The 13,403-nt window shown below is 62.6% G+C and carries 17 protein-coding genes; 13 read left to right on the top strand and 4 right to left on the bottom strand.

What is annotated here, in order from left to right:
- The first annotated feature begins 109 nt into the window (after positions 1–109).
- The 6 genes from ACQR1W_RS29370 (at position 110) to ACQR1W_RS29345 (ending at position 4,779) form a co-directional block, all read left to right on the top strand.
- Complete coding sequence (locus tag ACQR1W_RS29370; protein ID WP_434854057.1) at positions 110–565, top strand: c-type cytochrome; 456 nt, start codon at positions 110–112, stop codon at positions 563–565.
- 11 nt (positions 566–576) lie between these two features.
- The gene (locus ACQR1W_RS29365; RefSeq protein ID WP_434854056.1) at positions 577–1,317 is read left to right on the top strand and encodes an ABC transporter ATP-binding protein; all 741 of its coding nucleotides are present in this window, start codon (positions 577–579) and stop codon (positions 1,315–1,317) included.
- Entirely contained in the window at positions 1,304–2,680 is a 1,377-nt protein-coding gene (locus ACQR1W_RS29360) for an ABC transporter permease subunit (protein WP_434854055.1), read from the top strand. Before ACQR1W_RS29365 ends, ACQR1W_RS29360 begins: the two co-directional genes overlap by 14 nt.
- Positions 2,681–3,197: 517 nt before the next feature.
- Complete coding sequence (locus tag ACQR1W_RS29355; protein WP_434854300.1) at positions 3,198–3,428, top strand: tyrosinase family oxidase copper chaperone; 231 nt, start codon at positions 3,198–3,200, stop codon at positions 3,426–3,428.
- A 169-nt stretch (positions 3,429–3,597) separates the two neighbouring features.
- The gene (locus ACQR1W_RS29350; protein WP_434854299.1) at positions 3,598–4,194 is read left to right on the top strand and encodes a superoxide dismutase; all 597 of its coding nucleotides are present in this window, start codon (positions 3,598–3,600) and stop codon (positions 4,192–4,194) included.
- A 189-nt stretch (positions 4,195–4,383) separates the two neighbouring features.
- Complete coding sequence (locus ACQR1W_RS29345; RefSeq protein ID WP_434854054.1) at positions 4,384–4,779, top strand: hypothetical protein; 396 nt, start codon at positions 4,384–4,386, stop codon at positions 4,777–4,779.
- A gap of 75 nt (positions 4,780–4,854) precedes the next feature.
- Here ACQR1W_RS29345 and ACQR1W_RS29340 read toward each other — a convergent pair whose 3' ends face one another.
- Both ACQR1W_RS29340 and ACQR1W_RS29335 read right to left on the bottom strand, forming a co-directional pair.
- Positions 4,855–5,028 carry an RNA polymerase sigma factor region1.1 domain-containing protein gene (locus tag ACQR1W_RS29340; protein ID WP_434854053.1) on the bottom strand — a complete coding sequence of 58 codons (174 nt, stop codon included), beginning with the start codon at positions 5,026–5,028 and terminating at the stop codon, positions 4,855–4,857.
- Positions 5,029–5,088: 60 nt separating this feature from the next.
- The gene (locus tag ACQR1W_RS29335; protein WP_434854052.1) at positions 5,089–5,529 is read right to left on the bottom strand and encodes a hypothetical protein; all 441 of its coding nucleotides are present in this window, start codon (positions 5,527–5,529) and stop codon (positions 5,089–5,091) included.
- 88 nt (positions 5,530–5,617) lie between these two features.
- Between ACQR1W_RS29335 and ACQR1W_RS29330 the strand changes: the two genes are divergently transcribed.
- From ACQR1W_RS29330 to ACQR1W_RS29310, 5 genes are all read left to right on the top strand, one after another.
- Entirely contained in the window at positions 5,618–6,403 is a 786-nt protein-coding gene (locus tag ACQR1W_RS29330; RefSeq protein WP_434854051.1) for an ATP12 family chaperone protein, read from the top strand.
- Between the two features lie 57 nt (positions 6,404–6,460).
- Complete coding sequence (locus ACQR1W_RS29325; RefSeq protein WP_434854050.1) at positions 6,461–8,140, top strand: flagellar hook-length control protein FliK; 1,680 nt, start codon at positions 6,461–6,463, stop codon at positions 8,138–8,140.
- Entirely contained in the window at positions 8,137–8,406 is a 270-nt protein-coding gene (locus ACQR1W_RS29320) for an EscU/YscU/HrcU family type III secretion system export apparatus switch protein (RefSeq protein WP_008969629.1), read from the top strand. The genes ACQR1W_RS29325 and ACQR1W_RS29320 overlap by 4 nt, the downstream gene beginning before the upstream one ends.
- Before the next feature lie 266 nt (positions 8,407–8,672).
- Positions 8,673–9,368: a Spy/CpxP family protein refolding chaperone gene (locus ACQR1W_RS29315; RefSeq protein ID WP_434854049.1), complete on the top strand. Its 696-nt coding sequence runs from the start codon at positions 8,673–8,675 to the stop codon at positions 9,366–9,368.
- A 227-nt stretch (positions 9,369–9,595) separates the two neighbouring features.
- A complete protein-coding gene (locus ACQR1W_RS29310; protein WP_434854048.1) occupies positions 9,596–10,408 on the top strand; it encodes a penicillin-binding transpeptidase domain-containing protein in 813 nt (270 codons plus the stop codon).
- Between the two features lie 16 nt (positions 10,409–10,424).
- Here ACQR1W_RS29310 and ACQR1W_RS29305 read toward each other — a convergent pair whose 3' ends face one another.
- Positions 10,425–10,901 carry a hypothetical protein gene (locus ACQR1W_RS29305; RefSeq protein WP_008969640.1) on the bottom strand — a complete coding sequence of 159 codons (477 nt, stop codon included), beginning with the start codon at positions 10,899–10,901 and terminating at the stop codon, positions 10,425–10,427.
- 143 nt (positions 10,902–11,044) lie between these two features.
- Here ACQR1W_RS29305 and ACQR1W_RS29300 point away from each other — a divergent pair, with 143 nt between their 5' ends.
- Together ACQR1W_RS29300 and ACQR1W_RS29295 are read left to right on the top strand one after the other, a co-directional pair.
- Positions 11,045–11,704: a carboxymuconolactone decarboxylase family protein gene (locus tag ACQR1W_RS29300; RefSeq protein WP_434854047.1), complete on the top strand. Its 660-nt coding sequence runs from the start codon at positions 11,045–11,047 to the stop codon at positions 11,702–11,704.
- A gap of 299 nt (positions 11,705–12,003) precedes the next feature.
- A complete protein-coding gene (locus ACQR1W_RS29295) occupies positions 12,004–12,654 on the top strand; it encodes an ankyrin repeat domain-containing protein (RefSeq protein WP_434854046.1) in 651 nt (216 codons plus the stop codon).
- 224 nt (positions 12,655–12,878) lie between these two features.
- On the opposite strand, the gene ACQR1W_RS29290 is transcribed toward ACQR1W_RS29295, so the two are convergent.
- Positions 12,879–13,403: alpha/beta fold hydrolase (locus ACQR1W_RS29290; RefSeq protein WP_434854045.1), on the bottom strand; the 525-nt coding region annotated here is incomplete at its 5' end.

The following is a 13,403-nucleotide window of genomic DNA, read 5'->3' as shown; positions in this document are numbered from 1 at the left end:
TGATTGACAGGCGACCGTCCTTTGGCGGACGCTGCCTGCTGGGGATAGCGATCTCCCCACGAGGCGACATGCCCAAGCATCGCGTCCGCTTTTCGGAGAAGGACGCCGCATGTTTGCTGTCACCAGCCAGCTTCCACCAAACCCCTTTTCGCGCGCCTTGAGCTGCACAGGCGTTCCTCGCCCGAGCGGCGAGGCGGTCGTCCTGGCACCGGTTTCTGAAGAGCTCGCTGACACAGATATTCGCGATCTTGACGGCTACTTCGCGGCTCTTGCTCCGCCAGAGTCTTCTGCGGCAAGAGCGCCCGATGATCATCCGGAGTTGACGGCGGCCGGCAAGAAAGCAGTCACGACCGGTCGTTGCGTCTCGTGCTATGGCGATGATTTTGCCGGGAGCAAAGCGGTCGCGCGTATGGCCGGTCAACGCGAGGATTATCTCGCCAAGGCACTTCATGACTACAAGTCAGGCCTTGGTGTCGTTGGCGGCGTCGCGGCGGTGGCCGATGTGGCCTACCAATTGAATGACCAGGACGTCGCGGCACTTGCACACTACCTCTCACGGCTCTGAGAGGATTGTCGATGATTGAGGGACACAATCCAGCGCCCTTGCCAGCGCCCTTGCTCAGTGTCGAGAACCTGACCAAGCGCTATGGTGGCGAGAGCGCCGCCATCGATCGCGTGGGCTTCTCTGCCCTACCGGGCGAGATTCTCGGCATCATCGGTCCTAATGGCGCGGGCAAAACCACGCTGCTGGAAGCAATTGCCGGGCTGCTGCCGGTCGATTCGGGTGAGATCTTCTGGCGTGGCGAACCGCTCGGCCTTGCGCGCCGCCGCGACGCAATTTTCTATCTCCCCGACGCCGTGCGCCCGTACCGGGACCAATCGACTTTGCAAGTGCTGTCGTTCATTGCCAGCGTCTTTCGGCGATCGGATAGGGAAGTTGGCGAAGCCGTTGCCGAGCTCGGGTTGCAGCCTGCACTGGGCAAGCGCGTGTACGCTCTCTCGAAGGGGTATGCCCGCCGTCTCATGCTGGCTTTTGGGCTGCTGGCGCCGCATCCGCTCTTGCTAATGGATGAGCCGTTCGATGGATTCGACCTGCGCCAGACGCACGACATGATCGGTGTGCTGCGCAATCAGACGAAGCATGGACGCACCCTGATTCTATCGATTCATCAGCTCGCCGATGCCGAGCGGGTCTGTGACCGCCTTATCCTGCTCTCGGCAGGACGGGTGCGTGGGATAGGCAGCCTCGCCGAGTTGCGTGCGGAAACCGGGCTGCCGGCGGGATCACTGGAGGATATCTTCCTTGCAATCACGTGAGCCAAACCTGTGCGCGACTGTGTCGATCATCCCGCTGCTCACAAAGGAGTTCGCCGAGATCGCTGCCGGACGAGCTCTCTGGACCATGCTGCTCCTCGTCTGTCCGCTCGTCGGATACAGCTTCGTCGAGGCGGTGTCGCTTTACAGCGAATCCAGCTCCGCTGCCACGCAGTCGCCGGTTCTGGCACGGAGCTTGTCGCCGCTTGATGGGGTCCTCGTCCCGACCTTCGGGTCCTTTTATGTAGCGGTCACGCTTCTGTTTCCTTTCGTGGCGATCCGGGTGCTCGGCCAGGAGAAGGAAACCGGCGCACTCTACCTTCTGGTTCAATTGCCGTATCGATACGCGACGCTCGTGACCGCGAAGCTTTGCGCTATCTTTGCAGCCTTGTGTCTGGTCAGCATTCCCGCCGTCTCGGCAATCGCGATCTGGGCCATATTGGGCGGCCATTTGGCTGCGACCGAGACACTCAACCTGGTGTTTGGTCATTTGCTGTATGGCTTGTTGGTCGGTGCGCTCGGGCTATTTGCCGCCGTCATCTCTGACAGTTCGTCGACGGCCGCTATCATGGCGCTTGCGCTGACGATCGGATCTTGGGTGTTGGATTTCACGCTTGCGGGCCGCTCGGGCTTGTCGGCGTGGTTGGCCCAGATGTCGCTGACCCAGACGTTACGTCCGTTTGAACAGGGACTTCTTTCGATTGGCTTGGTGCTTGGAATCGCCGTAGTCATCTGTGGACTGGCGACCCTGACCGTTGTGTGGCTTCCGCCTGGTGTCTCGGCCCGCGTGAAAATTGTCCGCTCCCTGTCCTGTTTGCTTGCGATCGTGCTTGCACTTGGAGTTGCGGCGCAAGTCAGGACGTCCATCGATGTCAGCGAAGATCGCCGAAACTCATTCTCATCCGCCGATGAAGCACTGCTGGCAAAGTTTCGACTTCCCCTGATCATCTCGGTCAACCTCGTCCCGGAGGACCCGCGGTATATCGATCTGCGGCGGAACGTTCTTTCCAAGCTCGAGCGTGCGATGCCCAACGTTACGGTCGTTCTCGTGAACGGACGCCGGAGCATTGCAGAGTCATCTGACGCTTATGGCCTGATCGAGTACGCTTATGGGGGCCGAACTGACAGGAGCCGGTCCACCAGCCCCCGCGAGATACTGCCGCTGTTATACGCGCTTGCGGGCCTGGCACCACCGATGCCTGGATCGGGCGATGAGTATCCCGGTTATCCTCTGGTTGTGAGCGCAGACGCGGCGTTGCTCTGGTTCCTGGGGGGATTGCCGGTTCTGATTGCGCTCGCCTGGTGGCGGGCCCGTCGACTTCCTTCGATCAAACCAGCATTCCTTCATGAAGGAGGTAAGCCATGAACCGACGCAAGACTCTCGGTGCAACCCTTCTCGGGGCGATTGGGTGTGCCACGCTCGCTTTTGCCGCACTGACTGCTGAGCCGATCAAAATTGATCTTTCGAATGAAACCGCCGGCGCCGAGCCGGCGTCATTCGTGCCTGTCGTCGGCTTCTGGAGGATCGAGGAGAACGCCGGAAAGAAGGTGCTCACGGTGGACGGCCGCCAGTGGAAAGAAGGCCAGTCGTCCGCGGGCATCGCCGACAAGGCACGCGCACTCTACGGCGACCGGTACGCCGAATTTCTCGACCGCATCCAGGCCTATGCCTACTACCCTTACGCGGTCGTGCCGAAGATCGAGAATTTCACTGGCGGCGAAATTTCGGTGCGCTTTGAAGGCTTGTCGGGCCGCGTCGATCAGGGAGCGGGCATTCTATTCAACCTCAAACCGAACGGCGACTATCTGACAGTTCGCGCAAACTGTCTGGAGGACAATATCGTGCTGTGGAAGTTTGAAAAAGGAAAGCGCTCCTCGGTCAAGTGGGTGCGAAACACCCCGACGCCAACGCGCCAGTGGCACGACCTCAAGGTTCGGATCAGCGGTACCAAGGTCGAAGGCTATCTGGATGGCAAGCTCTATCTCGAGCACACGCTGGCAGAGCCCGTATCGGGCCGCATCGGCCTGTGGTCGAAGGCCGACAGCCACATGTACTTTGCCGACTACACCATCATCGCCAGCAACTGACGGTGTTGAAGGAGCTTCGCCTGTAAGCTTTTGGGGCTGGTTCAAGACGTGGAGAGTCCGATGACCGTGAATGCCGAACGTCGCAACTTCATGACAAGCGTTGGCGCGGCCGCTGCCTCGGCGACCGTGCTGGCGGGCACGCAAGCCCTTGCTCAAGGCAACCAACAAGGCAATCAACCGAATGGAGCCAAGACGATGCCTTACCAAGCCAAACCGATGCCCTTCGATCCGAAATCCATCAACGGCATCTCGGAAAAGGTGCTAGTCAGCCATTACGAGAACAACTACGTGGGGGCGGTCAAGCGCCTTAACGCGATCGGCACGCAACTGGCTGAGCTGGATTTCGCCAAGGCCCCCAACTTCGTCATCAACGGCTTGAAGCGCGAGGAGCTCATCGCATCCAACTCGATGATCCTGCACGAGATCTATTTCGACGGGCTTGGCGGCGCCAGCAAGCCGAGCGGTTCGCTGGCCGACGCGATCGCGCGAGATTTCGGCAGCATGGAACGTTGGCATGCCGAATTCGCGGCGATGGGCAAGGCAGAGGGGGGTGGTTCCGGCTGGGTCATCCTGGCCTATTCGCCGCGCGACAAGCGCCTCGTCAATCAATGGGCCGCCGACCATACCACCACTCTCGCCGGAGGCCGTCCGGTTCTCGTGCTCGACATGTATGAGCACGCCTATCACATGGACTATGGAGCCGCGGCAGCGAAATATGTCGACATCTACATGGAAGCCATTCGTTGGGACAATGCGGTGAAATTGTACGAGCAATACAGCCGCGAGGCATAGAGCCGGAATCCGTGCGTCGGCGTGGCCGGCGCACGGGATAACGCAGTTTCGCAAAGGGGCAATCGAATGCGACCCTTACCGTGTCTGTTCTGATTGGCCCTTAGCGGTAAACGCTGCAGCGGATATGCGCGGGCCAGCAAAGGGCGTGCATGAGACCGAGCACCAGATATGTCTCAAGGCGTGCAAGAGATGAAAGAGGCGGAATTGCGCGGTTTGCGGTCAAGGAGCTTCATCGCGGTGCTTGCCGGTATTGTGAGCCTCGTTTCGCCGAACGGAGTGGCTGCGGACAGCGTCCGGAAATTATCAGGTGCGCAGATCCGCGCGACGTTGTCAGGCAAGGAAGTGACCGACGAGGTCCACTACCGTGATGTCTACGAGCGGGACGGGACCTTTCGCAGCTATTCCATGGGAAGCAAGAGAGGCGGCCGATGGAGCATTCAGGGGGATGACCTCTGCATCGATTTGCCGGAGCCAGACGGAGGCTGCTTCGAGGTGACCGTGGCAGGTGATCATGTGGTCCTGACGCCGAAAGGACTTGGTACGCCCTCGGACGGCATTGTCCGGGCGATCTCCGATCCGAAGTAGGGGCAAAATGTCTCGCACCGCAATGAGCGGTTCGATCCGATCGAGAACGCGCCGGAGGAATAGGCCGCACCTGGCTCAACCTCTCTCTTCCACGAGGCGAATGCCCGCCTCGCTGAGAGCGAAAAAGATATCTTCGATGTCCTCAGCCGCGATGTTCTTGCCGCACAGCTGATCCAACTCGTCAAAAGTGATCTCGCCATCGGGTTGGCCAATTTCGATGGCTTTCCTGATGATCTCCAATACGCCCATACTCGTTCTCCCGTTTCATGGCCTCTACTGAATGGCAGGAGAGTCGGTTTTCCCGGATGCTCAGTTCCGGAACTGCTCCAGGAATGAGCGCAAGGAATCGTGCGGCGTCTCGACGTCCCAGATGACCCAGCCGTCCGACCCCTTGACGACGATGAAGTTCATCGTGATCCGTCGCCCCCGGTTGTCGAAGGCCGCGCTGACATAGGTCCTGTCGAACTGGCGGCGCAGGATCGCGATCGCGACCGGGCCGAGCTTCCAGTTCGGGCTCTGGACCAGGAAATCATAGGGCTCGTGCTGCGGGGCGCTCCATGCCTTGGCGAGGCTTGGATCGAAAAACTGGCGCGCGGTGCCCTGATCCCGCTGCAGGCCAGCGGAGAATTCGGGCGTGCCCTGGCCGTAATGGGCATAGACGTTGCGGACCAGCGATTCCGGCGAGCTGAAGCCGGCTGAGGCGGTGGCGATGCCGGCAAGCCAGGCCAGCATGGGTAAGGTCAGGCGCATCGGCGCTCGCAATGCTTGGATACCGTGACTATCTGATCCCTGAACATCCGAAGGTCCAAGATCATCCGATCCGAAGGCGAAATATTGCATGCGGGAATTGTTCGACGAAGTTGCCGGCCAGTCGCCGCTGGATCCCCAGGAGAAGGCGCGCGAGGCCATGCGCGGTCCCCAGCGCAAACGGTTTTACAAGCAGGCCGGGGTGAAGGAGGCCGAGGGCGGCGGCTATGCGGTCACCCTCGATGACCGGCCGATCCGCACACCCTCCGGGCAGATCGTGGTCATCCCGGTCAAGGGCCTGGCCGAAGCGGTCGCGGCGGAATGGCAGGCGCAGGGCGAGACGCTCGATCCGCTGACGATGCCGCTGACACGGTTTGCCAACAGCGTAATGGAGGGCGTCGTCGGCCGTACCGATCTGGTCCGCGACGACATCGCCAAATACCTGCGGTCCGACCTCCTGTTTTACCGCGCCAGCCACCCGGACGCGCTGGTCCGGCGTGAGGCGCGGCATTGGGATCCGGTGCTGGACTGGGCCCGCGACACGTTGGCGGCGCATTTCATGATGGCCGAGGGCGTCATGCATGTCGCCCAACCCGATGCTGCCGTTGCGGCGGCCCACGCGGCGCTGCCGCGCGACGCCTGGCGGATTGCCGCAGCCCATGTGGTCACCACCATCACCGGCTCGGCGCTGCTGGCCCTGGCGCTGGTGCACGGGGTGCGGGATGCCGACCAGGTCTGGGCGGCCGCCCATGTCGACGAGGATTGGAACGCCGAGCAATGGGGCACCGACGAGGAGGCGCTGGCCCGCCGCGCCGCCCGCAAGGTCGATTTCCGCGCTGCGGCGGACATCCTGCGGGCGTTGGACCAGGCCGGTTAACGCGGGGTTTAGGCCGCCCGGCTAAACTCGCGGGCGGTAACCTCGAGTGCGCGTACCATGGTTCAGAGTATCACCCCGTCACCTCCGGTGAACGGCATCCGCAGCGTCGGCACGTCGACCGCCGGAACGGCGCTGCAGGCCGGCGCCGTGCTCAGCGGCAAGGTGCAGGAGATCCTCGCTGACAATCTGATCCAGGTCGCGGTCGGCAATTTGCTGATGGAACTCGCCAGTTCAACGCCGTTGCTGCCCGGGCAGACGGTTCAGGTCGGGGTCGCCCAAACCGACCAGGGCCTTCGTGTCGCACTGGTCGAGCCCGGCGCGGGGACAGTCACCGCCGACGTGCCGACCAGCGCGACCGTGGTGAACGTTGCAGGTTTCAGTCCCGCGGCGGCGCCGCCGGCGACCGATCCGCTGACGCCGTTGGAGCGCATCGCGGTCTCCATGGCGACCGAGGAGGCGGCGAGCCATCAGGGCAGCCAGGGACAATTGTTTGCCGATCTCAATGCGGTGGCTGATTCACCCAACCTGCCGCCCGCTTTGCGTGCGGCCATCGGACAGGTGCTGGCGCAGCAGACCTCGCTCGACACGAGCTTGAGCGGCGAGGACGTTCAGAAGGCGTTCCAAGCCTCCGGCCTGTTCCTGGAAGCGTCGCTGGCATCGGAGGCGCCGCCGGTGGGCGGAGCCGTGCCCGACCTCAAGGCGGCGCTGATCGTGCTGCGGCAGACTCTGACCTCGGTGTTGCAGACCACCGGCGATGCTGCGCCAAGCGCGACCTCACCGGTGGTGACGTCTCCTTACGGGCCGGCCGCACCGCAGGCCGGCAAAACCTCGGCGCAGGTTGTGCAGATGCCGGCGCCGTCATTGGTCCCTGATCCCGAAGGCGAAGTGATCCCGCCGGCTTCCATGCAGGGCCGTCCGCAAGCCGATGGCGCCGCGCTCGGCAACACCCTTGGTAGCGGGCTTAACAGCGGACTTGGTAGTGCACTTGGCGCGACGCTGGTCAGCGCGCTGGCGCAGACCAAGCCGCAGTCCCTCAATCCGGGCACCGTACTGGCGCTGCTGCAGGAAGCGCAGCAGCAGGTGCCGCGCGCGGGCGGGTTGCTGCCGGCGCGGAGCGCCGCGCCGAACGGCCGCAGCGGCAATGACGTCGTGGTCCGCACCAACACGCCGCCGCCGCCGTTCCGCGGCAATCTGCCGACGCCGCAGCCGGTATCGACCCCGTCGCTCGCGCCGCAGGCGCCGCTGTCGGCGATCGCGCATCGGCTGCTTGATGAGACCGATGCCGCGCTGTCGCGACAGACCCTGCTGCAGGTGGCCTCGCTGCCGGATCGCACCGACAGTTCTGGCCCGCACACTGATGCGTCGCAGCCGCGCTGGAATTTCGAGATCCCGTTTGCCACCCCGCAGGGCACGGCGATGGCGCAGTTCGAGATCTCGCGCGACGGTGGCGGCCAATCGCCCGATGCGCCGAAACGAATCTGGCGCGCACGCTTTTCGATCGATGTCGAGCCCGCAGGGCCTGTGCATGCGCTGGTCAGCCTGGTCGGCGAGCGCACCTCGGTGCGGATGTGGGCGGAGCGTCCGGCCACGTCAGCGCGGTTGCGCGCAGGGGTGAGCGAGCTGAGCCAGGCGCTCGCCCGCGCCGAATTGTCGCCGGGCGACATCGTCGTTCAGGACGGTGCCCCGCCGGCGGTGACCCAGCCCAGGGCCGGCCATTTCCTGGATCGCGCGCTATGAGCACGGACGGCAAGACGCAGCTCGCGGTCGCGCTCCACTACGATAAGGGCCATGGCGCGCCGCGCGTCGTCGCCAAGGGAAAAGGTGTCATCGGGACCAAGATCATCGAGGTCGCGAAGGCGCACGATATCCCGATCGAGGAGAACGAGGTCCTGGCCGGCGCGCTCTCCAATGTCGAACTCGGCGACGAGATTCCCGAAGAGCTCTACAAGGCCGTCGCCGAAGTGCTGGTGTTCGTGCTCAAGCTCTCGCGACCGGTGGGTTAGTATCCCGATCCCAATTCGCCGGATATTGCGCGCACGCGTGACGCCACGCTGGCTTGCGACGAGCGGATATATCGTCGCGATCGTATTCCTGATTGGAAGCAATGACATCGAGTCACTCGCGGGCACTCGACCTTGATGCAGCCATGCGGCGTGCATCAAGATCTTTCCGCATATGCAACGCGTTACCCAGTGAACAGACATGGAGATCATAGCCGATCAAGTGCGGACAGCAGTCGCTCCGCGCGTTCGACGTGGGAATTGTGCTATTGTTCGTCGGCAACTTCCTGCTCACGATCAGCTTGGGGACATTCACGTTTTTGCAAAGACGTGAAGATGAGGCCCGACGGAACTCACCCACGCGTGAACGTCTCATTGATTTGAATCAACCCGCGCCCATGATCCCCATTGCGAGCTTCCGCCGGGGGCCCAATTACGAGATCCAGGAGTTCGCGATGATCAAGAAATTTGCCGTTGCAGCAACTGCAGTTCTCATCACAGCGTCACCTCTCGCCTATGCCGAAGAGATGTCCTCCAAGACCGTGGGACTGACGCATCCGAGCGCCGCAGACCTCAAGAGCTTGACGGATGCGCGTGTCTCGACGATCAAGGCCGCCTTGCAGCTCACATCGGACCAGGAAAAGTACTGGCCGGCCGTGGAGGATGCCATCCGGACCAGGGCGAAGAACCGGCAAGCGCGATGGGAACAGCGAGCGGAATTGCGTGAGGAGGGGGCAATGGAGGCGCTTCACGGGCGCAGTCCGATTGAGATCATGCAACATCGGGCAGACGCGCTGACTCAACGTGCGTCAGACCTCAGAAAGGTCGCTGAAGCCTGGGAGCCGCTCTACAAGACACTCAGCGAAGATCAGAAGAGGAGAATGGCCTTCGTGACGGTTGTAGCCGCGCGCGGCATGCGAGATACGATTGAACGTCGTATCGACACTGACGATGACGACGAATAAGGTCGAGGACTAGCGCGGCCAACGCAGCCACGCAGATTGCGATCCGACTGACAGACAGCGTGACCAGGAACGTTGCTCGGGCCGCAAGCCGGGGCGGCGTTCCAGACGGCAGGCTTCGGCAAGCTCCACAGCGCAAGACGCCAGCGGTCCCATCTTCGCCTCTGCCACGGTTTGACCATGATGTCATCGCCAAACGTGGCGTCTTCATTCAGACCGGGACCTCCGTTGTGCTCCATCGTCGCCACGTTCTCCAACTGCTTGTCGCTGCCGGCCTGTTGCCGGCGCGCAGCTTCGCCGATGTCGCGCCACAGCGCAGCGAGATCCGGCCGTCGCTCGCCAAGCGCTTCACCGACGACGGCACGAGCGGCACCTTCGTCGGCTACAAGGTCGAGGACTATCTGGTGATCGCCAGCGACACCGAGCGCTCGGGCGAGGGCAGGCTGCCTGCTTCGACCTTCAAGATCGCGAATTCGCTGATTGCGCTGGAGACTGGCGTGGTCGAGGACCCCGACAAGGACGTCTTCAAATGGGATGGCGTGAAGCGCTGGAACGAGGCCTGGAATAAGGATCACACTTTGCGCAGCGCCATCGCGGTCTCCGCGTTTCCGGTCTACCAGGAGATTGCCCGCCGCATCGGCCCTGAGCGCATGCAGAAATTCGTCGACCTGCTGGAGTATGGCAATCGCGACATCGGCGGGGGCATCGATCAGTTCTGGGTCAGTGGCGCCCTGCGCATCGATCCGGTGCAGCAGGTCGATTTCGTCGACCGCCTGCGGCGCGGCACCTTGCCGGTCTCCAAGCGCAGCCAGGATCTGGTGCGTGACATCATGCCTGTAACCAAGGTGGGTGACGCGACGATTCACGCCAAGACCGGACTCACAGACCGCGACCACGGCTCGCTCGCCTGGCTGGTGGGATGGGTCGACAAGGGCGACCAGCCGACCGTGTTCGCGCTCAACATGGATTGCCCGGAGCCGCGCCATGTCGCCGATCGCATGACGCTGACCCAGGGCTGCTTGACCGAGATCGGCGCGATCTGAGCGCGCCGATCTCGGCTCAGCGCCGCGACAGCTCGAGATTGACGCCCGTGATCTCCGTGCCTGCGGGGCGGATCGAGATCGTCTGACGATTGCCGCGCGTGGTCAGCGCGAGCCCGGCCGAAAAGGTCTGGCCGCGCGCCTCCGCCTCGATGCGGTCGCCGCTGGCGCGGCCATCGATCGTGCCGGACGCATTGTGGCTGGCTTCGCTCCATTGTCCGGAAATCGCACCGCCGCGATACGCGACATCGCTGGAGAGATCGATATTGTAGCTGTCGCTGGCGCAACGGATGTTGAGCCGCAGTTGCTCGCTGCCGTCGGTGTCATAGACGGCGCGGCAGCGCAGCCGTTCACGCTCGCCGCTCTGCATGCTCAGCGTGCCGCCGCCGACCCAGGCGCCCGCCATGGCGCGGAAGGGGGATGCCGCCTCGGCCGAACCGGCGGCCATGAGTGACGCCAGAAGAATTGAAGCTGGGACGAAGGACAAGACGCGCATCGACGTGACTCCGGTGAGAACGAGCCGGCGTCAACGCGGTACTTGCGTTTGCGTTCACGCCGAACTGAAAATGATCTGGTTGGTGCAAGGCGGTCGTACTAGGCTTCACGCATCACAAAGAAGTGTGTCCGGAGGAAACGACAATGCACGCACCGTCGGTCTGGTTGTCATCGCTGGCTCTCGCAGCTGCGAGCGGCTGGTTCGCTGCCACCATGTTCACAGCCGGTCCCGCAACCGGCAAGGAGCCGCGCTTTCCGCAGCTCACCATGGAGCAGCTCAGCGACGCGCAGCGGCCGCTCGGCGAGCAGATCATGAAGGTGTCGAGCGTCGGCCTCGGCGGTCCTTATAATCCGATGATCCGCAGCCCCGTGCTCGGCCAGCGGCTCTATGACCTGTTCTATTATCTGCGCTGGCAGACCTCGGTGCCGACGAGGCTGAACGAGTTCGCGATCCTGATCATCGGCCGGCAGTGGCGTTCGCAGGTCGAATGGTTCGCGCATGTGCCGCTGGCTGCCAAGGCGGGGCTGTCACAACAGGTTATCGCCGAGCTGAAGCAGGGCAAGCGGCCTTCGACCATGGCCGAGGACGAGGCGGTGGTGTACGACTTCGTCACCGAGCTTTCGACCACCAAGAAGGTCTCGGACGAGACCTATGCGCGCGCGAAGGCAATCTTCAACGATCAGCAGATCGTCGATCTCACCGCGGTCTCAGGCAATTACGTCATGGTCGCGATGATGCTGGCAATGGCCGAGGAGACGGTGCCGCCCGGCAAGGAGGCGCCATTCAAGCCGGGAGAGGAGTAAGACGCGGTTGCATGCAGGCGACGCGCAGCTCGCCCGCGACCGTCACTAGCTTGCCGTTGTCATCGCCCGACAGGAACTGCTGGTCGGACAGCGTGATCGGGTACATCTGGGCTCGCGCAGCGCTGGCCGGCTGCCCCGGAATGAGGACGCTTGTGATGCAGTCAGACCAGCCACCGTGTCACAGTTGAAAATGAGCGCAAGCTGACCTCACGCTGCAAGCACGGATAATGATCCGTTGCTGGGATGCAAACGTGATTGTCGCGCGCCAAACGACCGCGATGCCATGATATGCTGTCGCCATGAAGCCCTCCAAATCGGCTCTGTTCGAGGCGGCCAAGCGTTGGGACGTAGGGTCCGTCGCGGCTCTCACAAAAGCCGCGCCCGAGCTCGCGCGCGCGACCGACGCAAAGGGGCGTACGGCGCTGCACGTCGCCTGCGCGGTGAAGCCGGCGGAGGGACTTGGGGAGCTGGCTGGCATCAAGACGGTCACCGCCTTGCTCAAGGCCGGCGCCGACCTTGAAGCGCATGCTCCAATGCCCGAAGAGGAAGGTGATTTCCGCGCCAATCCGGTTTGGTATGCGGCCTGCCGCGGCGAGAATGTGCCGCTGGTGCGGTTTCTCCTGAAGCGAGGTGGAGATCCGGGCTATTCCCTCTGGGCCGCCGTGTGGCGGGACAGCGCCGACATGCTGAGGACACTTCTCGCCGCAAAGCCGCGGCTTGATCTGCGGGCCCATGGAGAGACGCCGATCTTCTATGCAGCACGCCTGCGACGGCTCAAGACGCTCGACTTGCTCATCAAGGCCGGTGCCGATCCATCGATCAAAGACGATCGCGGTCGCGATGCGCTCGAGATTGCCAAGGCGAGGCGATTGCCGGAGGACGTGACAACACGGTTGGAAAGGCTCCGCGCCTCATCACGCACCTCAAGGGCGAATCGCTCGATAATTTAAGCGGTGGACCCCCTTCGGCTCTTTGGCCACTTACTTCTGGTTGAATGCCAGCAGCGGACATCTTCGGAGCAGGCCCGGAATGTCCGGGTGGGCCATAAGCCGACATTACACGTTTCGACTGATCACCGGGCTCGCTGGCCGCGGCTAATCAGCACCAGTCCAACAACGACCAAGGGGATCGCGACGGCGTGATACCAGCGGAGCCGCAAATCCCCGTTCGCGATCTATAGCTGTTTCAGGAATTCCAGCAGCGCATTGCTTACATCTTTGGCGCGCTCTTGCTGAGTCCAGTGACCGCAACCTTTCAAGACTATTGTCTCGCGAAGCAAGGGCACGAATTGTTTCAGGCTAGGGACGAGATGGCTCCAACTCGGCGATCTGTAAACGCCGTCTCGATCGCCAACGACATAGAGTGCCGGGACCTGAACCTTTGCGCCAGACCATGGTGCGAGCAACTCCCAATTGCGATCAATGTTGCGATACCAATTCAAACCTCCTCCAAAGCCGGTGCGCTTGTACTCTTCAACGAAAAATTCGATGTCACTCTCCGTGAGCCACGTCGGCAATGATTGGGTTGTAGGCTTCCCATCAAGCCATCCGCCCTCACTAGGAAGCATCGTGAGCGACGCGGGATCTTCAACCGGCGCATCGCCAGATAGGGCGAACAATGTCGTCTTGATTGCGTTGTGGACGTCTTTTTCGAGTTCTGCCTCGGCAACGCCCGGCGTCTGGAAATACAGTTGATAGAA

It is taken from the genome of Bradyrhizobium sp. HKCCYLS1011 (genome assembly GCF_051167795.1).
Taxonomy (GTDB): Bacteria; Pseudomonadota; Alphaproteobacteria; order Rhizobiales; family Xanthobacteraceae; genus Bradyrhizobium.
Note: the sequence above shows the minus strand (reverse complement) of the source record. Positions and strands in the feature narration are given on the sequence as shown.